An 18314-nucleotide genomic window follows, 5' to 3' on the forward strand; every position below is an offset into this window, starting at 1 on the left:
CGGTGGCCATTCTGGCCGGCGGACCGCACGGCGTCTCCTCCGATCGGGGTAGTGGACGATTGCGGGCGCGGGCGAGGGTGACGTCGTGAGCAGGGAGGCGGTAGCGTGTCTGAAGACCCGACGGTGACATTTACTGGCTTCGTGATCTCGCTCATGACCACGGCAGCCGTGCACTTTGGCGACTATCCCGATCCGGTGACGGGCGAGAAGAAGCCGCTGAATCTGGCCGGCGCGGCGCAGATGATCGAGATTCTCGGGATGCTCGAACAAAAGACCCAGGGCAACCTTACGGCCCAGGAGCGCTCGATGATTGAGCAGGTGCTGTACGACCTGCGGATGCGATTCGTCGCGGCCCAGCAGTACCCGGGTCCGGCCGACGACAAGGTACCTGAGTCGTCTTGAGCACCCCGGCTGGTCGCGTCACGATCCTGGGTAGCGGCACGTCGCACGGCGTGCCGATGATCGGCTGTGGCTGCCCGGTCTGCCAGTCGGCTGATCCCCGCGACCAGCGGACCCGTCCCTCCGTGTACATCCAGTTCGAAGACGGCACGAGCGTGCTGGTGGATACGACGCCGGATCTGCGGATGCAGGCGCTGCGGCACGGCGTCGTGCGGGTCGACGCGATTCTCTTCACGCACTGTCACGCCGACCACGTGATGGGCCTCGATGACGTCAGGCGATTCAATGTGCTCCAGGGCGGCAAGCCTATCGCCTGCTATGGCGATGAGTACACCATCGACAACGTGCGGCGAATCTTCTCTTACGCGTTTGACGCCACGGACCACGGCGGGGGATTGCCGCGCATTCAGTTGCAGAAGCTGGCCGGCCCGCTGTCGATCGCGGGACAGACGATCGTTCCTGTCAAGGTGTGGCATGGGCCGCAGCTGATCCTGGGATACCGGGTCGGCGGATTTGCCTATCTGACCGACTGCAATCTGATTCCCGACGAGTCGTGGCCGCTGCTCACCCAGCTCGACACCCTCGTGATCGACGCGGTCAGGCATCGGCCGCACGGCACGCACTTCAACGTGGCCGGCGCGCTCGGTGTGATCGAACGGCTGGCGCCCCGCCGAGCCTTCCTGACGCACGTCTGTCACGATCTTCCGCACGCCGCGACCAACGTGCAGCTTCCGGCGGGAGTTGAGCTCGCCTACGACGGCCTGGTGCTGGAGATTTGATCGTGGAGATCATCCGCTATCCAGACGATTCGCGGCCCGCGGCATGGCGATCGCCCGTTCTGGCGCTGGGCAATTTCGACGGCCTGCACCGCGGCCACATGACGATTGTGGACCGTGTCATTCGGGCCGCGACCGAGGGCGACCGGACGCCCGTGCTCCTGACGTTTGACCCGCACCCACGGCGGATCACCAGGGCCGGCGAGGCCCCGCGCCTGCTGATGGACATGGCCAGGAAGATCGAAGCCCTCGAACGCACGGGCCTGGCAGGGGTGGCCATCGTCGGCTTCACTTACGAACTCTCCCAGTGGGGCCCGGAGGTGTTCGTGAAGGCGGTCCTGGTCGACTGGCTTGGCGTTTCCGAAGTCTGGGTCGGCGCCAACTTCCGGTTTGGACACAACCGATCGGGAGACGTCTCGACGCTTCAGACCCTCGGCCGTCAGTATGGATTCGCTGCCAGCAAGGTTGATTCGGTGCTCCACCACGGCACCATCGTCAGCAGCACGCGGATCCGGGCTCTGGTTGAGGCGGGTGCGGTCGGTGAGGCGGCGGAACTGTTGGGGCATCGCTATGACATCGAGGGCACCGTTGTCGTTGGCGACGGACGCGGCCGCCTGATTGGGTTTCCAACGGCGAATCTCGACACGGGCGACCGACTGCTGCCCAGGCCGGGTGTCTACGCGACGGTTGTGCGCGTCGATGGCAGGGAGTGGCCATCGGTGACCAACATCGGACACCACCCGACGTTCGGCGAATCCGCGGCTCAACTGGTGGAGACCCATCTGCTGAATGGTGGAGGCGACATGTACGGCACGCGCGTGCGATTGTCATTCGTTCAGCGCCTGAGGGATGAGCTGACGTTCACGTCCACAGAGGCCCTGCAGGCGCAGATCTCGGCCGATTGTGAACGTGCCCGGGCCCTGCTGAAGGTGATTTCGGTTTAGAATCAGATCCTCAATGACTGTTGCCGACGAGCGTCCGACCTTGTGCCTGACGGCGACTTTTCCGCCGAATCGGGACTTTGCGCCGACGGTTGGCGAGTTGACGAGCCGTCTCGCGGTTTCTGCCGGGATGGGCGAGGATGAAGCGACTGAGGTCGGGCGGTCGATGGAGACCGCGTTTCTCAAGGCCGTAAACGGACACCGCGTCGAAGACGCACCGCCGATCGAGGTGTCGCTGTGCGCGGGAGAGACAGCACTCGATCTGTCGGTGTCCTGCGGGTCGAACAGCTTCCTGGCGCTCGGTTTCCCCAGGCCGAAGTAGGTTCAAGGCTCGTTGCATCAATGCTCCGCCTGTACAACACGCTGACGCGACGCGAGGAGGCCTTCACGCCCCTGCGGGACAATACCGTCCGGATGTATACGTGTGGTCTGACCGTGTACAACCGCGGGCACATCGGCAACTTCCGGACCTTCGTGTGTCTCGATGTGCTGAGGCGCGTGCTGAAGTATCACTGCGGCTACACGATGCGGCAGGTGATGAACTTTACCGACGTCGACGATCGCACGATCGCCGGGGCCCAGAAGGCCGGAATGCCGCTGCGCGAGTACACGGATCAGTACATCGCGGCGTTTCGCGAAGATGCCCGGGCGCTGGCGTTGGAGCCGGTCGAGGAGAATCCCCGGGCCACCGACGAGGTGAACCTGCGGGCGATGTCGGACCTGGTTGGCGCGCTCGATCGCAACGGCCATACGTATCGGAGCGACGGATCGATCTACTTCAAGATCGCGACCTTCCCGGCGTACGGGGATCTGGCGCGGCTCGACCACAGCGGCATCCAGCCTGGCGCGCGCGTGGATTCGGACTCCTACGCCAAGGAAGATGTCCGGGATTTCGTGCTCTGGAAGGCCACCCATCCCGGCGAGCCGACGTGGGACTTCGGCCAGGGCCCGGGCCGGCCCGGCTGGCATCTGGAGTGTTCGGCCATGGCCCTGCGGCTGCTGGACGGCGCGCCGATCGACCTGCACGCTGGTGGCATCGATCTCGTCTTCCCGCACCACGAGAATGAGATCGCCCAGAGCGAGGGGGCCACCCGGACGCCGTTCTCACGATTCTGGGTCCACGTCGAGCATCTCCTCATCGACGAAGAGAAGATGTCGAAGTCCCTCGGCAACCAGTTCACGCTTCCCGACGTCGTCGCGCGGGGCTTCAGGCCGTCGGCGCTGCGGTATCTCTACATGTCGACTCACTACCGCAAGCAGTTGAAGTTCTCGTGGGTCAGCCTCCAGCAGGCCGAAGAGGCGGTGCAGCGGTTGATGGACTTCCTCGGCCGGCTCGACCACGTCCGTGGCGGCGAGCCTCATCCGGCGACGGTGGCCAGGGTCGAACAGGCACGCGCCGAGTTTGGCGAGATGCTCGACGCGGATCTCAATACGGCCGGCGCCCTGGGCATCGTGTTCGATCTGGTGCGCGCGCTGAACTCGGCCATCGATGCCGGAGAGATGGGGGAGCCCGACCTCGAGTCGATCCGGGGAGTGTTCGACGACATCGACCGTGTGCTGGGATTCATGTCGCTCAGGCGCGCCGAGGATGCTCAATCGGCGCCCGCGCCAGAAGAGATCGAACGGCTCATCGCCGAACGCCAGGCGGCCAGAAGCCGCCGCGACTTCGCGACGGCGGACCGCATCCGCAAGGAGCTGGCGGCCCGCGGCATCATCCTCGAAGATTCCGCCAGTGGCACACGCTGGAAGATCGGCAGGGGCGCCTAACCCTCTGGTGCGGTTACTCGCGCCCCTGGCCGCCGTAGCCGGAGGCGAAGGCGGCCGGCGTCTACTGAATCGTCTCCACCGTCTCTTCAATCCTGATGCTTCGCTTCGCCAGTTCACCCATGAAGTGACCGTAGTTCTCGCCGTAGAAGCAGTCCTCGGGCGCGACGATGCCCGTTTCCTTGACCATCTTCTGGCCCACCATCACCGCAGCGATCGCGGCGGTGTAGCCGGTGACGCGGCCCATGGCCGACACGCCGTTGACCGTGTCCGCCTCGTCCCACAGGTGGTACGACACCCGCGTCGGTTTGCCGTCCTTGAGCCCCAGGACCGTGTTGTACATGATGCAGACGTCGGTCTCGCCCGGATGCGCGCGCAGCAACGGCTCAATCCGTGCCAGCAGCACGTCGCGCGGCACCACCTTGACGCCGCCGACCTCGACCGGAACGAGGTCGAGCATCCCGCATTCCTTCAACGTTTGGACTCCATCCCAATGTCCCGGCCAGCGCACCGTCTTTTCCGCGAACTGCTTCAGGGTTGAGCGCGTGAAGATGAAGCTGGGCATGCCCGGAGTGATGGCACACTCCAGCGCTTCGTGTTTGCCCATCTTGTCGAACGAGAAGCGTTCGCGTCCGCTCGACGCGTCCACTTCCGTGAGCTGGCCATTCTGCAGCACGTTCACCTTGATCACGTATTCCCGCAGCACGTGCGAGAACGCCCACGTGATCATGTAGCGCAGCGGATGGCGGGCTGACGCTTCCTTGTTCGGCACGCCGCCGACGCGCGCGATCACGGATTCGGCCACGTCGAGCTTACGGATCCCCTCTCCGCACGTCACATTGGAGATGCCGGGCGCGAAGCCGATGCCGTCGACAAACGTGACGTGGTTCCTGATGGCCGTCTCGTGGATCCAGTCTCCGTATTGATCCAGCGTCATGCCCTGCGGCAGCACCAGGCCCTCGACTTCGTACGCGTCGGGGCGCCGGTGATACTCCTCGAGGATGTCGACGAAGTTGAATCCGTTGCGGACTGCCGCCTCGACGACCGTGTAGCTGGCGTGACGGTTCGGCAGGGTGTTGACGCCGACGTCATACAGGCGCATCAGCGCCGCCAGGTCGTCGGCGCGGCCCACATCCACCTGGTGCGTCACAATCTTCGGATGTCTGAGCCACGCGCGTGCGCGGTCCAGCGCCGCCTGGCTCTGATCCGCCAGTCCAACCTCGGTGACCTCATTGTTGCGAACCAGATCAAAGGCGACGATGGAGCCCATCTTGCCGCCGCCGCCCAATACGAGCACTTTCATAAGCCACTCCTCCGGGAGTCGATGTGATGATCCGGGACCGCCCTCGGCCGTCGACCGCGACACGTGCGCGCTGGACCATTGTTCGGTGGGACCAGGCGAGACTGGGGGGACGCGGGCGGAGCGACGCCGCCACGGTGACCGCGGCAAGCGCCAGGCAAACACCCCATTATATCCGGGAAACCGCCCGCAGCCGCTGGCGGTCCAGACCTTGCACTCGTAATGACCACATGGGCTCGGTTGGGACGGTCAAGTTCGGAATACTGGGCGAGAATCTCGCGTGTGAGGCGCTCCGGCGGCGGGGGTACGCAGTTCTTGCCAGGCGCTACCGCACGCGGGTTGGCGAAATTGACATTGTCGCTGCCGACGGCGACACGATGGTGTTCGTTGAGGTGAAGGCGCGCCGGGATACCCGTTGCGGTGTGCCCGCCGAGGCCGTCACCTGGTGGAAGCAGCGGCGCATCATCACGATGGCGCGGTTCTATCTGGCCGTGCATCGGTGCCAGCATCGGCCCGTCCGGTTCGACGTCGTCAGCGTGCTCGCGCCCATCGGGGCCCCGCCGACTGTCGAGATTATCCGGGGTGCCTTCACGGCGGAGGGGTGGTAGGGGGAAGAAGCAAGAGGCAAGGGCACTCAGGGTACGATCGTTGCTGAGCAGCGGTGCAGAGGTGTGCTGATTGCCGTCGGAATTGTTGAAACACCGCGTCGCCGTGTGGTACCGTAGTTTACGGATTGAGCGGGAATAACTCAGTGGTAGAGTGCGACCTTGCCAAGGTCGAAGTCGCGGGTTCGAATCCCGTTTCCCGCTCCACTTTTCTTTCCTTGGCCGTCGTTCTCGGCGGTCAATCCAGACAGGGCGCCGTAGCCAAGCGGTAAGGCAGAGGTTTGCAAAACCTCCATTCTCCGGTTCAAATCCGGACGGCGCCTCCATTTCCCAGCAAACCACAGCAGGCTGAGTCTCACATTCGGCCCCTGCGTTGGCGTCCGTGGAGCGAGTGTGAATAGCGTCTGCCGAAGGTGAGGGCCGAGCGTCTTCACCGCGTCCGTGAAGTTCCTCGGGCTGGTTAGGTCGCATCACCCGCCAGGCGTGTCTGCCACAGTCGCCAATGTGGCCGCGTCGCCGCTCCGACTGCGGAGCATGAAATCCCTTCGTCAAGGAACTCGCGCCCGATGTGGCTCCAAGCGTCGTGGCTTCGGCCGAGGGGGGAAACGGAGAGGAGGAAGCCGAAGAGGGGGGCGCAGGCCAGTGCCTGCGCCCCAGCAGGAAGGTCTGGCCTACCTTGCCCGCGCCGACGCGGTGTTCGACCAGGCAGAGCACTCGATGTTCTTGCACGCCTTCACGTGGTACGAGTAGGTCGTGCCGGTGGTGAGGCCGCTATCTGTATAGGACGTCACGTTTGACCCCACCGGCACATCCTTGAGGGGCGACAGCCGTTCGACCACGAAGGAGGTTTCGTCCCCCGAATTATCGACCCACGTCAGCTTGATTTTCCCCTTGCCATTTGCCACGGCTTGCAGGCTTGATGGGGCTGCAGGAGCACCACTAGACTGAGACGTTGTCGCTGTCGCCGTGTTCGAGTACGCGGAATCGCCGTCCGAGTTGTACGCCCGAACGCGATAAGTGTAGGACGTGGACGCCGCAAGGCCGATGTCACCGTAGGCAGCGACCCCGGCGCCAACCGTGGCGATCTGGGCGAAGTTCGTACAGCCTGCACCCATGCAGCGCTCGATCTTGAAGCCGACTTCGTTGGTGGAGTTGTCTGTCCAGGCGAGGTTGATCTGGGAAGACGAAACGGCGGTGGCGCCCAGGCCGGTCGGCGCCGTCAGAGGCGGTGCACCGCAGTTGGGGAATTTGAACGCCGCGATGCGCGTTCGCCACGGCGCGGTCCCGGTGGTTTGCATGTACTCGAGCGTCGCCCAGAACGTGCAACCGTCGACCGGGTCCACGGCCAGCATGCTGTAGTCGCCCCAGCGGCTGTAGGTGCTGGTCTGCGATCCGCTGCCGCCCATGATGTCGGCCTCACCTTGAGTCATCTGGCCGGCTGTATCGCCGAAGAGGCGACCGGTATAGCGCACAGACGGGTAGAAGACGGACGATGAGGTGTTGAAGGCGAGGGCTATATTCCCGACCGCGTCCATGGCCGCGCTCGCCATCCAGCGGCCGGTGGAATCGGGTGAGTAAGTTCCCTGCTGGAAGACCGAGTAGGCGCCTCCGGCCTTGCGGACCTCGTACCAGCGAATCCCAGCCCGATCAGTCCCGTCAACGTCGACGGTGTGGTTCACCACCCAAGCTGCGTGGTCGCCGAAGTTCCTGTACTGCAGCCGGTACATCAGCCGGTCGGAGATCGCATCGAGCTTGGCCGACGTTCCCGGCTGAGGGATACAGCCTCTGGCGTAGTTGCACATGTTCGGGTCGAATGCGGCTGTGCCGACAGTTGCCGCCTTCGTAAAGGTCGAGTTGGCCGTGTTCTTCCAGTCCGCGTGGAACTGCCAGATCTGCAACTGGTCCGGGCTGTCGTCGAACTGCATGTACACGTTCGGCTCACCGGCTGCCGGGGGCGCGCCATCGAGGTCCGAGGGGAGCATCCCGCCGAGGCTCGAGTCGCTCGCCATGTCGAAGTAGATCATCCGAGCCGTCGGGTCGCCCGCCAGCATCTTCTCCCGTTCAAAGACGGCGGCGCCCTGCCCGGCCCACTTACCCGAACGCGCGGCGAACTGGTTGAACGACATGTAGTAACCATCGGGCCACACCCCGAACTTCGGGTAGTCGTTCATCTTCGCGAACGAGAACTGGTAGCGGTTGTACTGGCCGAGCGGGTTGCCGGTCGTTGACACGGCAATGCACTGGTAGAACGGACCGGCAGGGTAGTTCGGCAGCGCGAATTGCGTCAGCAACCACCGATCAGCCTGCTCGTCGTAGAGCGCGATTGGATCGCCGTCGTTGCTGGTTTCGCAGGGGCCTCCGAACCCGCTGAAGATCGTGTTGCCGTTGGTGGGGCCATACATCAGCCCGCCGGCCTTGTCGTAGATTGCCAGCGACAAGTTCACCCACTGGACGTAGTGGTTCGGACCCACATCTCCATTGGTGTCGGGCGGAAGCACGCCGTCGACGTTGTTGACGCCGTCGAAGTTCACAGTCGCAGAGGGCATCAATGTCAGGGGAAGCGCCTGCTGCAGCACGGGGTCACGAAAGCCCTGCGCCTTTCCGGGGCCTCGCTTCACGGGCATCGGGGCCCGCATCTCGCGTCCCCCCTCGACCTCCACCATAGTCGGCGGAATATCTCGCAGCGCCGGCGACCGGTCATGCCTGACGGCCGCCGCGACCTGGGCGCCCGGCGCGCCAGATGGTGGGCCCGGGGGCGTCTGCTGGGCGCCCATTGGAGACTGCTGCAGCAGCGCCGCTGACAGGACTGCTGCGCCGACGGAAGCAAGATTACGGATCATGGTTGACCTCCTCTTCACCGCTGGCGGGTCACACTACTGAGACAGAAGGAGTGAGTCAGACTATCACCAAATGAACCGTACGCCGTCAAGTCGTGGTGTGGCGCACGCAGCCCGGACGAGCTTGGCGCCAGAAGCGCCAGAGGGGCGTAAACTGAGGTAATGTCCCGTCAAGTGGTGGACTTTCGTCAGCTTCCTTCCTGAGTTCTCGTGGTCGCGCGCGTGGACTGCGGTCACGTCACCGCGACGGAGACGGCACGAGCACGATCACCACCAGGCGGCCGTCGGTGTGCCAGGCATCGCCCCCGCCGTTGCGTCCTTCCAACCGGTCGTGGAACCGTTCGACGTAGTAGACCTCCTCGGCCGCCCCGGCTCGTCTGAGGTCGGCCGAGCACTTGTCCCGCTCGGCATCGAGGTCTGCGGCGATGTGATGAGTGACCTGACCGGTCCTGTGGCTCACCCCGACCGACGTGTCATAGGTCGCCGCCCCGAGCCAGAGCGGCTGTCCCAGGTCGGTCACGCCCGCCCGCCAGAACCGGACGTGGTGCCGCTGGCGAGGGCTGGCGCCGACAGGTTGCTCGAACGCCAGGTCCTGCCTACGGCCAAACAGAAACAGGTTACTGACCGGGGCTGTCTCATCGGGCCGCTTGAGCAGCGTGCGTTCAACGATCCGCAGACTGGTTCGAAACGTGATGGGATCAGCCGGATGCCACCCGGCTGCGGTCATGGCTCGGACGATCGAGCCGTCGGATCCCACCAGCGCGATGTTCAACGGATCACCTGAGACGCCTTCGGCCGTGAGGGTGATGCGGGGGCTGGCGCTCAGGTCAGGATGGCGGCGCGTGTTGATTGTCCACGCCCACGGCAGTACCAGGTAGGCGACGACCAGGTAGATCAGGATCAGTCCCAGGACGAGAATCGACACACGCCGCATCATGGCTCCGCGTTCCAACTCCCTCATGTGGCGCACACCCCGAACGGGCTTGGCGCCAGAAGCGCCCGACGGCAGATTGCGGCGTCGCCTGCAGATTCTCTGAGTAGACGCCCTCCCCAGCCCAGACGCGGCCGGCGTGGCGCGACCGCGGGATAGCGGTCACGTGACACATGAGTTAGTCGACGCCGTAGGCGCCCAGGTACTTCCTGCGGTCGGCCTCAGACCACGGCTTCTGCGCCCCTTTGTCGAAAACGAAGTTCTCGACCACGAGCGTGTCCATCTCGGTTGTCATGAAACACTGGTAGGCGTCCGCCGGCGTGCAGACAATCGGTTCGCCCCGCACGTTGAAGCTCGTATTGACGATCACGCCGTACCCCGTGCGGCGACGGAATGCGTCAATCAGCCGCCAGTAGCGCTCGTTGGTGGCGCGGCTCACGCTCTGGATCCTGGCCGAGTAGTCGACGTGCGTAATCGCCGGCAGGTCGGATCGCTGGAAGTAGAGACGCTCATAGAGCGGCCGTGACGCGTAGTCGGCTGGAAGGGGACGGCAGCGGTGCTTCGCCACCGGCGCCACGAGCAGCATGTACGGCGTCGGTCGATCGAGATCGAAGTAGTCGCCAATGGACTCTTCCAGCACCGACGGCGCGAACGGTCGGAACCCCTCCCGGTACTTGATCTTGAGATTCATGCGGCGCTGCATCTCGGGATTGCGCGCATCACCGAGGATGCTGCGGTTGCCCAGCGCGCGCGGGCCGAACTCCATCCGCCCCTGGAACCAGCCGACGACCTTGCCCTCGTCTATCAGTGCCGCCACGTGATCGCAGAGGGCATCGATGTCGTCGAAGCGCGTCGACACCGCGCCACATCGGCGGCTCATGCGTTCGACGTCGCCGGCGCCGTATGCGGGACCGAGGTAGGCACCGTTCATCGCATCCGGCGTCACCGGGAACTGGCGCGGCTGATCCTGGGTGATGTGCCACGCGGCCAACGCCGCTCCGAGCGCGCCACCCGCGTCACCAGACGCCGGCTGGATCCAGATCTCGGTGAATGGGCCCCGCCTCAGGAGTTTGCCGTTGGCGACGCAGTTGAGCGCCACGCCTCCGGCCATCGTCAGGTGGTGGGACCCGGTCAGCGCGTGCGCGGTGTCGGCCAGCTTGAAGACGATCTCTTCGGTGGCCTGTTGGATGGCCAGCGCCAGATTCATGTGGTGCGGCAGGATCTCATCATCCGCCCCGCGTGGCGCCATGCCGAACAACGTCTGCCACCGCTCGTCCCGGCACATGGTCAGCCCCGTGGCATAGTTGAAGTACTCCATGTTCAGCAGGAACGACCCTTCGTCTCGAAGGTCGACCAGTTCGGAGAAGATAGCGTCGCGCCATGCCCGGACCTCACTCGACGCCGGATCGCCGTACGGCGCCAGGCCCATCAGCTTGTATTCACCGGAGTTGACCCGGAACCCGAGATACGCGGTGAAGGCGGAATAGAGCAGGCCGAGTGAATGGGGAAACTCAAGCTCGCGGAGGATCGTGATGTCGGCCCCGCGGCCGTGGCCGATCGTGGTGGTGGCCCACTCCCCGACGCCGTCGAGCGAGAGGATCGCCGACTCCGGGAACGGCGACGGGTAGAACGCGCTAGAGCTTCTCTTTGATCCAGACCGGGATCGCCGACAGGAAACTCGGCAGCCCGGAGGGCGCAAAGGCGTGGTACGTCTCGAGCAGGCGCTCAAACTTCAGGAAGGGCTTGTCGTAGAACGCCACGCAACTGATGTCGGACACCGCCAGTCCCGCTTCGTCGAGCACGTAGCGCGCGGCGAGGCGCGGAAACGACGCGTCATGCTTCTTGCGCGAGAAGCGTTCCTCGTGCGCCGCGGCGACGATCTTCCCGTCGACCAGCATGGCGGCCGCGCTGTCATGGTAGAAAGCTGAGATCCCGAGAATCCCGTTGGGCATCGTGGTCAGGCGGCGTGCTAGAACAGTGTGTAGATGAACGGCGCCACCGCCGTGCCGCTTGCCAGGAAGACGATCGCCCCGAAGAGCAGGAGCATCGCCATCATCGGCAACATCCAGTACTTCTTGCGCGTCCTGAGAAAGCCCCAGAGGTCTGCCAGAAACTGCATAGGCCCTCGCTAGTACGGACGGTCGAGGTCGGCGGGTGTATACCGGTGGTCCCGTACCGTAAACACCGATGCCCGGCCCCGCCGCCACTGCTTCAGGCGCATGGGATCGCGGCCGAGTGCGCGCCGCACCAGTCCGATGGGCGTCAGCACGCCGACAAAGAGCACCGTCAACAGGATCCTCGAGACCACGGCGCCCATCACCTCTGCGAGTCCGAACCAGACGACGGCGAAGGGCGTGAAGGCGGCCGGCCAGATCATGTCGACCACCAGGCCGACCATGGCCGCCGATTCGAGCCATCGGGCGTGCGACCACCCCGATCCAAGCAGACAGAGCAGGACAAACGCCATGCCAGCGTCCCTGGCTTTGTCCCGGCTGATCGCTCTTAAGGTGCCTGTCATTGTCGACCTTTCCGATCACGATTCGACGAGCACCAGACCACCCGTTGCGTCTTCCCGGCCTGTCCTTCCCGGCGCCCGGGAGGGCGACGCTCAGTATCCGTCACGCGCGTGACAGGACGTGTACCAAAGGGAACACTGGTTTCTGCGGGCCGCGCCGTAGGATCAAAACGACGTGCGCGCCATCCGCCTGATTCCCCACGTGTTGCTCCTTGTCGCACTCGCGACGCTGCTCCTCCTCGCGAAGGAATGGGCGTACGTGGCGACCTACCGTCTCTATCTCGATCGCCGGGTGGACGATGCGGTCGGATCGACCGCGCGTCAGCGCTTCGATCTGGACAAGACCGGTGTCGTTCCGCGCATTGTGCTGCGCGACGAACGGGTGTCGTTTCGCGCAGCTATCGGGCAGGACTCCACCATACGGGCGCACCTGACGCCGACTGGCGCCGCGAGCTTCGAGATTCATCTCCGGCAGGGCGACGCCGACAGGGTGGTGGCTCGGGGGAATGTCGCCGGACCGATGGCGATCGAGTGCCAGTTCCCGACCGGAAACGGCATCGTGGACATCGTCAGCCATGGCGAACTGACGTGGTCGGACCTGCAGTTGCGCCGGAACCTCCGGATCGCCCCGGAGCTGTGGCTGCTGGGCATTCTGACGATCTGCTGGCTGATCTGGCGCCGAGCCCGCAAGACGTGCCGCTGGCTGCATCCCGCGTTGCCGCAGCCGCTGCCCGGGCGTTTTGCGTGGATGGCGGCGTTAACGATGTTCGCGAGCGTCGGCGTCGCCCTGCTTGCCGCGGAGGTGGGCCTGCGCGTGGCGTCCAGCCGGCTGCCAAGCGGGATCAGCGCACTCCGCCACGATCTGGGAGAGCCCACCGAGGATCCGCGCTGGCAGTCATCACCGCGCTACGGGCGACGTCTGATGCCCAACGTCCGCGGCGCCGAAAACGAATGGCGCGACGGCGACGTCATACGCATGGGCTTCGTGCCGTCCGCGATGAGCGAGAGGCGAATCCATCGGTACGCGTTTTCGAGCGACGGCGAGGGTTTTCGAAATGCCGTCACGCGCGACCCGATCGATGTCGCGGCGCTCGGGGATTCCTTTACCGACGCCCTCACGATGGCGGTGGAATCGGCGTGGCCGTCTCAGCTCGAACGTCGGCTGGGCCTCGTCGTCCAGAACTACGGAACGGCCGGCTTCGGGCCGCAGCAGGAACGGCTGGTCCTTCAGGATTTCGCCCTGACTCACCATCCGCGCGTAGTGGTGCTGGCGTTCTTCGCCGGCAATGACATTCGCGACGCGGAGCGGTTCGAGGAGTTCGAACGCGGCGACCACAGCGTCACGCAGCCGACCCTCGGCTGGCCAATCCGGGACGTCGTGATTCGAGCGGACACGTGGTATCTGACAAGCGCGATCCAGGCGGCCGCCAGAGCGGCGACTGCCGCCGCGCTGCCGGCGACCGCGGTGGCTGACGCGGTGGGAACATCGTCGGCCTCGTCGTCTCGTTCTGCGGGCCCGCGCTTCGATCGCGGAGTGTTCACGGTGCCGGTCAACGGGCTGACGCTGCGATGGGCGTTCATGCCGCCGTATCTCAACCTTCTGCGCTACTCGGAAGACGATCTCGCGGCACGGCGCGGGTGGGCGCTGGCGATCGAGAACATCCGCGACATGCAGCGCGCGTCGAGCGATGCTGGCGCGCGATTTGTCCTGATGTTCATCCCGTTCAAGAGTCAGGTGTATCTTCCTCTGCTCGAGCGCACGTTTTCTGGAGAGGAGTTGGCCAGCGCGCTGCATTTCTCTCTACCGGACATGCCCGTGCCGCTCGATCTCGCGCGCCTGTCTCGCAATCGGCTGGCTCAGAACGCGCTGATGCGGCGTGTTTGCGCGGGGACGGGGATTCCGTTTCTCGATCTGACGACGGCCCTGCAGGAGCGCGTCGAGAAGGGCGAGAACATGTACTTTCCGGACGACTCACATCTCAATGAGGCGGGCGAGGCACTGACGGCGGCGACGCTGGCGGAGTTCCTGCGACAGCAAGGTCTCGTCAAGATCAACTGATCTTGTGGACTGTGTCTTCAATCACACACACCGCGCTGAGGCAGAGCAGGGGGGACAGCGCCTCCAATTCCCTTATGTGGCGCACACCCCGAACGGGCTTGGCGCCAGAAGCGCCCGAGGCGTAAGCTGAGCCTATGTCGACCGATGACTTGCTGGCGGCGGCGCTCAGGCTGCCTCGCTGCGAACGAGCCCGTCTGACTGAGGAGATGTTGGCAAGTTTCAAGGAACCGGCCGAGCAGGTGGCGGTCGCCTGGGCCGAGGAACTGGAGCGCCGCTCCCGGGATATTGGCAAAGGACTCGTCGAGGCGCAGGATTGGGAAACGGTCCGCGATAAGATTATGCGGGATCTGGACCTGCGCCGTGCGAATCGGAGGCGCGAAGCTCCCGTATTGTCAGCGGCCACCCATTGATCGACAATCCTCGTCCGCATGATGACCGATAGAACCGCGGCGGAATCACAGCATCAGACGTGGCTGCCTGGGATCCCGCTGCCGGTCCTCCTGACAATTGCGACGGCGGCCCTGGCTTACGTGGCGCACGTCGTCGCGCAGCACACCATCGAGATTGTCCGGGCCCGGCGCCTCGTGCCGCTATGGGACCTGGTGACGCACCTCGGTCACGGCTGGCTGGATTACCACCTGCTCGCCACCGGCCAGATCCATCGGCTGCTCTTGGACCTCTGGCTTCAAGGCTATTGGCCGCCGATGCTCTCGATATACATGGTGCCGTTCTACCTCGTGCTCGGCGGCGGCATGACGTCCGGGCTCTGGAGCGGCCTGGTCGCGTTCATCCTCGCCGGCCTGACTGGTTGTGCCGTGCTGTGGCGTCAGTGGAAGCAGGGTGCCGTGCTGTCAGCCAGCCTCTTCCTGGCGCTGCTGATGTCGTCCCCCTTCCTGCTGGCATACGCATCCGTGCCCATGACGGAGGTGCTTGGGGCACTGGCACAGCTCCTCGTGCTGCTCACCTTTGTGCACTATCGTCGCAACCCGAGCCCGCGGGCGGCGCGCCTGTTCGCGGTCTCCCTGACCGTCCTGTTCTTCACCAAGTACAATTATTTCCTGCTGCTTGCGGCGCCGCTCGTGCTCCACGAGTGGTTCGAGCGAACCTCAGACTGGAACGCCGTCCGGAGGTTGACGAGTCTCTCTCGATGGGCGTGGCGCGTCGTATCAACGCCAACCGGTGCGTTCGTCAGCCTGTATGTCGCCGGATTGCTGCTAATCGTGCGTTCGGGTGGGTTCGACTTCCAACTCCTCGGGCGGCGGATCTCCGTGCACTCGATTGGCAACACTGGCTACGTCGTGCTCTACCTGCTCCTGGGGCGGCTGTGGTACCTGCATCGTCGGGGCCGGATCGATTGGGTTCGTCTGACGTCGGCCGATCCGCGCATTCGCCCCCTGTTGCTGTGGTTCGCGGCACCGGTGGCGGTCTGGTTGGCGTCGCCTTATCCGAACCACATCCGGGACGTCTTCAACCTTGTGTTCAACCGACCCCTTGGCGAGTCCACCGTCAGAGCGGGCATCGCAGCCTATCTCGACGCGCTTCGGACGGCCTACTTCTACAACGAGTGGATCCTGGCGTGTGTGGTCGTCGCCTTTGGCGTGGCGACCGTGCGGTATCGACGGCAGCCGCCGCTCATGCAGTTGCTCATCGTCGCAGTCCCGCTGCAGTTCGCCGCCATCGCGTTCCATCACACCCGGTTCCCGCGATTCCTGCTGTTGATGGTCGTTCTGCTCTGCCTGGCCGCTGCGAGCGAAGTTGGACGATGGTTCATGGGTTCGGGCCGTGGCCGCCTTGCCGCCAGCCTGTTGGCGCCGCTGGTCGTGGCGGTCGGTGTGCTGGCGGCGCGGGACGTGGTCACGCAGGAGCGGTTCCGGGCGTACGCATTCGAGAACTACACCGACAACGAGACGCTGCGTGCGGCCCTGGACTCGATCCGCGCCGAACTGAACGCTGGCGACCGTCTGGCGATCGTGGGGCACAGCAACGAACTCTCCCCAGGTCTTTTCAGGTGGGAGCTGGGACCGCCATCCGGCGTGCCTTGCTTCCCCTTCGAGGTCGGTGGCGCCAATGGCGTCGCTCTCCCGCTCGCGACCCGGGTTCTGCTGTTAGCGCCTCTCGACCCGGGCTTCGCGCCGCTCGATGTCACCAGTTACTACCCGGCACAGCGGAGCGCCGTCCTGGAGCGAGTGGACCGCGGCGAGCTCGTATTTCGCCGGGAAGTTCCGCTGCCAGACACGCACATCGCGTTGTGGCTCTACGACCGGCCGTCAACGTCGGAGCCCAAAGCTGCGTGTCGGTGACGACGCCGCACCGCCACCAGACCGGTAGCCGCATGAGGGTGGCCTGGCGCACTCGCGCCTATGGGCGGTTTGCGCTCACCGGGTGACGAAGGATTCCTGCGTGATTGCGGCGCGAATGCACCAACTACGCGGGAGGTTCGTCTTTCTTGTCAGCGGTCCCGCCGCCCGGCTCGGGGTCATCCCCCCATGGCGATGGTTGGGGGCCGGGCACGATCCCCGCGAGATCGCGCGCCTCCTGTTCTGCGGCCGTCGGAGCACTCTGCCTGCGGGCTTTAGCCTCGTCGCGCCGAGCGGCCTTTTCCTTCTGCCATTCCTGACGCGAACGTTCGCGCATGCGCTTCTGCGCCGTAAGTTTTGTGTGAGTTGCCAGTGTTCCCTCGCTTTGCTGCCGGACCAAAGGCGCACGAGCGCGGCCGACACTCCTATCATCGCACGTTCACACGACATGCGACAGGCCGCTCTCCCCGGAGAGCGCATTCGCGTCATGCCCTGCGTCCCCCCACACGCGATCGGCAACAGTCCTATCTGGGAGACCAGTCGGTCCAGAGATGCCAGATGAAGATGCCGGCCGCGATGAGGCCGGTGATCCAGCAGACGGCCGCGAACAGCGTCCAGAGGCCGAAGGCCTTACGGTTACTCATAGGAGGAGGCAGTGCGTTGACAGCGTGTCGTGCGCGGCACGGCGTACTGCAATGCGGCCGTGCCGGTTATAGAGGCGGGCGATGCCGACCTCCAGGGAAATCAGCCGGCGGTCATAAGGAGGAGGAGGAACATGGCCGCTGCGTCGCTCTCCTCGAAGAGCGCTCTTGACACACTTATGCTTTGTGATACAAAGTCACAGACATGGAAACACACTGGGCCGCCGAACAGCTTCAGACCATCCGCACGTTGATGGAGCGCTCCGCGTTGTATCGTCGAGCGCTCGAGCCAATCATGCTCTTTGCCGGCGCGCTGGGCGTGGCCGCCGGGGCGGCGGGGTCCGTGCTTCGCCTGGACTCGATGCGGGCCTTTGGCGGGCTCTGGCTGGGCACGGCGGCCGTCGCCGTCGTGGGTGCCTTTCTCATCGCCCGACAGCAGGCAATCAAGGACCACGAACCGTTTTGGTCCCCGCCTGCGCGGCGGGTCGCACAGGCCCTGCTTCCGCCACTTGCCGCCGGGATGTGCATCGGTCTGGTGTCCCTCCTGGCGGAAGGCGGTGCGGGCGGCGTCCTGTCTCTGTCGTGCCTTTGGGTGCTCTTGTACGGCTGCGCCCTGCACGCGGCGGGCTTCTTCATGCCGAGAGGCATCAGGCTGTTTGGATGGGTGTTTGTTGCGGGCGCGTGCGGCCTGGTGTGCGCCACAGCACTTGCGCGACAGGACCTCCACGTGAATCCAAATCTGCTGATGGGCCTGTTCTTTGGCGTGCTGCACCTGGCGTATGGCGCGTATCTGCACTTAAGCGAAAAGGCAACGAACGCCGCGTGAACCCCGAAACGCTTCTCCATCTCGATCGCGTCATCCACGAGAAAGGGCGACTCGCCATCATGTCCATGCTGGCCGCGTCGAGGGAACTGTCGTTCACCGAGATGCGCGACGCCCTCAAAATGACGGACGGCAACCTGACCACGCACATTCGCACGCTGCAGGAGTCCGGCTACGTGTCGGTCAGCAAGTCCTACGAAAAGAAGCGTTCTCGCACGACCTGCGCGCTGACCTCCGCGGGCAAGAAGGCGTTTGCCAGCTACGTCAACCTGCTCGAGCAGATCGTCCGGCAGAACAAGCCTGGGTAGAGGACCTGTGAACGGACGTGTATCTGCATAATCATTCACTTTGTAGCACAAAGGGTACGCACGACCACCACAGCAAGAGGTGCGCTCTGTGAGTGTCGCCGAAAGACATCGACATACC

The 18314-nt window shown here is 64.7% G+C and carries 16 protein-coding genes, 2 tRNA genes and 1 pseudogene; 13 read left to right on the forward strand and 6 right to left on the reverse strand.

Annotated features, from left to right (window positions below; all coding sequences use genetic code 11):
- The first annotated feature begins 105 nt into the window (after window positions 1–105).
- The 5 genes from NTV05_09445 to cysS are packed head-to-tail and all read left to right on the forward strand — an operon-like array spanning window position 106 to window position 3883.
- Window positions 106–402: a DUF1844 domain-containing protein gene (locus NTV05_09445; GenBank protein ID MCX6544626.1), complete on the forward strand. Its 297-nt coding sequence runs from the start codon at window positions 106–108 to the stop codon at window positions 400–402.
- A complete protein-coding gene (locus NTV05_09450; protein ID MCX6544627.1) occupies window positions 399–1178 on the forward strand; it encodes an MBL fold metallo-hydrolase in 780 nt (259 codons plus the stop codon). The genes NTV05_09445 and NTV05_09450 overlap by 4 nt, the downstream gene beginning before the upstream one ends.
- Window positions 1179–1180: 2 nt before the next feature.
- Window positions 1181–2119, forward strand: a complete 939-nt coding sequence (locus tag NTV05_09455) for a bifunctional riboflavin kinase/FAD synthetase (protein MCX6544628.1) — start codon at window positions 1181–1183, stop codon at window positions 2117–2119.
- 13 nt (window positions 2120–2132) lie between these two features.
- On the forward strand, window positions 2133–2438 hold the full coding sequence (locus NTV05_09460) for a hypothetical protein (GenBank protein MCX6544629.1): 306 nt from the start codon (window positions 2133–2135) through the stop codon (window positions 2436–2438).
- A 20-nt stretch (window positions 2439–2458) separates the two neighbouring features.
- The gene (gene cysS / locus NTV05_09465) at window positions 2459–3883 is read left to right on the forward strand and encodes a cysteine--tRNA ligase (protein ID MCX6544630.1); all 1425 of its coding nucleotides are present in this window, start codon (window positions 2459–2461) and stop codon (window positions 3881–3883) included.
- Window positions 3884–3944: 61 nt separating this feature from the next.
- On the opposite strand, the gene NTV05_09470 is transcribed toward cysS, so the two are convergent.
- Window positions 3945–5183 (reverse strand): saccharopine dehydrogenase NADP-binding domain-containing protein, encoded by a 1239-nt coding sequence (locus NTV05_09470; GenBank protein ID MCX6544631.1) that lies wholly within the window; start codon window positions 5181–5183, stop codon window positions 3945–3947.
- 227 nt (window positions 5184–5410) lie between these two features.
- Here NTV05_09470 and NTV05_09475 point away from each other — a divergent pair, with 227 nt between their 5' ends.
- The 3 genes from NTV05_09475 to NTV05_09485 all read left to right on the forward strand — a co-directional run bounded on the left by NTV05_09475 (window position 5411) and on the right by NTV05_09485 (window position 6111).
- Entirely contained in the window at window positions 5411–5788 is a 378-nt protein-coding gene (locus tag NTV05_09475) for a YraN family protein (GenBank protein ID MCX6544632.1), read from the forward strand.
- Window positions 5789–5917: 129 nt separating this feature from the next.
- Window positions 5918–5992, forward strand: a tRNA-Gly gene (locus NTV05_09480).
- A 44-nt stretch (window positions 5993–6036) separates the two neighbouring features.
- Window positions 6037–6111 (forward strand) — tRNA-Cys (locus NTV05_09485).
- Window positions 6112–6456: 345 nt separating this feature from the next.
- On the opposite strand, the gene NTV05_09490 is transcribed toward NTV05_09485, so the two are convergent.
- From NTV05_09490 to NTV05_09510, 5 genes and pseudogenes are all read right to left on the reverse strand, one after another.
- Window positions 6457–8625 (reverse strand): fibronectin type III domain-containing protein, encoded by a 2169-nt coding sequence (locus NTV05_09490; protein MCX6544633.1) that lies wholly within the window; start codon window positions 8623–8625, stop codon window positions 6457–6459.
- Between the two features lie 235 nt (window positions 8626–8860).
- A complete protein-coding gene (locus NTV05_09495; protein MCX6544634.1) occupies window positions 8861–9583 on the reverse strand; it encodes an LssY C-terminal domain-containing protein in 723 nt (240 codons plus the stop codon).
- Between the two features lie 148 nt (window positions 9584–9731).
- Window positions 9732–11505, reverse strand: a pseudogene (locus tag NTV05_09500) (hypothetical protein).
- A 17-nt stretch (window positions 11506–11522) separates the two neighbouring features.
- On the reverse strand, window positions 11523–11672 hold the full coding sequence (locus NTV05_09505; protein MCX6544635.1) for a DUF5989 family protein: 150 nt from the start codon (window positions 11670–11672) through the stop codon (window positions 11523–11525).
- A gap of 9 nt (window positions 11673–11681) precedes the next feature.
- Window positions 11682–12071, reverse strand: a complete 390-nt coding sequence (locus tag NTV05_09510) for an SxtJ family membrane protein (protein MCX6544636.1) — start codon at window positions 12069–12071, stop codon at window positions 11682–11684.
- A gap of 172 nt (window positions 12072–12243) precedes the next feature.
- Here NTV05_09510 and NTV05_09515 point away from each other — a divergent pair, with 172 nt between their 5' ends.
- The 5 genes from NTV05_09515 (at window position 12244) to NTV05_09535 (ending at window position 18196) form a co-directional block, all read left to right on the forward strand.
- Window positions 12244–14127, forward strand: a complete 1884-nt coding sequence (locus NTV05_09515) for a GDSL-type esterase/lipase family protein (protein MCX6544637.1) — start codon at window positions 12244–12246, stop codon at window positions 14125–14127.
- Between the two features lie 134 nt (window positions 14128–14261).
- Window positions 14262–14537, forward strand: coding sequence for an addiction module protein (locus NTV05_09520; protein ID MCX6544638.1), 276 nt, complete (start codon window positions 14262–14264; stop codon window positions 14535–14537).
- A gap of 18 nt (window positions 14538–14555) precedes the next feature.
- Entirely contained in the window at window positions 14556–16427 is a 1872-nt protein-coding gene (locus NTV05_09525) for a hypothetical protein (GenBank protein MCX6544639.1), read from the forward strand.
- 843 nt (window positions 16428–17270) lie between these two features.
- On the forward strand, window positions 17271–17891 hold the full coding sequence (locus tag NTV05_09530) for a hypothetical protein (GenBank protein ID MCX6544640.1): 621 nt from the start codon (window positions 17271–17273) through the stop codon (window positions 17889–17891).
- Window positions 17888–18196 carry a transcriptional regulator gene (locus NTV05_09535; protein ID MCX6544641.1) on the forward strand — a complete coding sequence of 103 codons (309 nt, stop codon included), beginning with the start codon at window positions 17888–17890 and terminating at the stop codon, window positions 18194–18196. The genes NTV05_09530 and NTV05_09535 overlap by 4 nt, the downstream gene beginning before the upstream one ends.
- The last annotated feature ends 118 nt before the right edge of the window (window positions 18197–18314 follow it).

The sequence above is a fragment of the Acidobacteriota bacterium genome, assembly GCA_026393755.1.
In the GTDB taxonomy this organism is placed as follows: domain Bacteria; phylum Acidobacteriota; class Vicinamibacteria; order Vicinamibacterales; family JAKQTR01; genus JBAXOX01.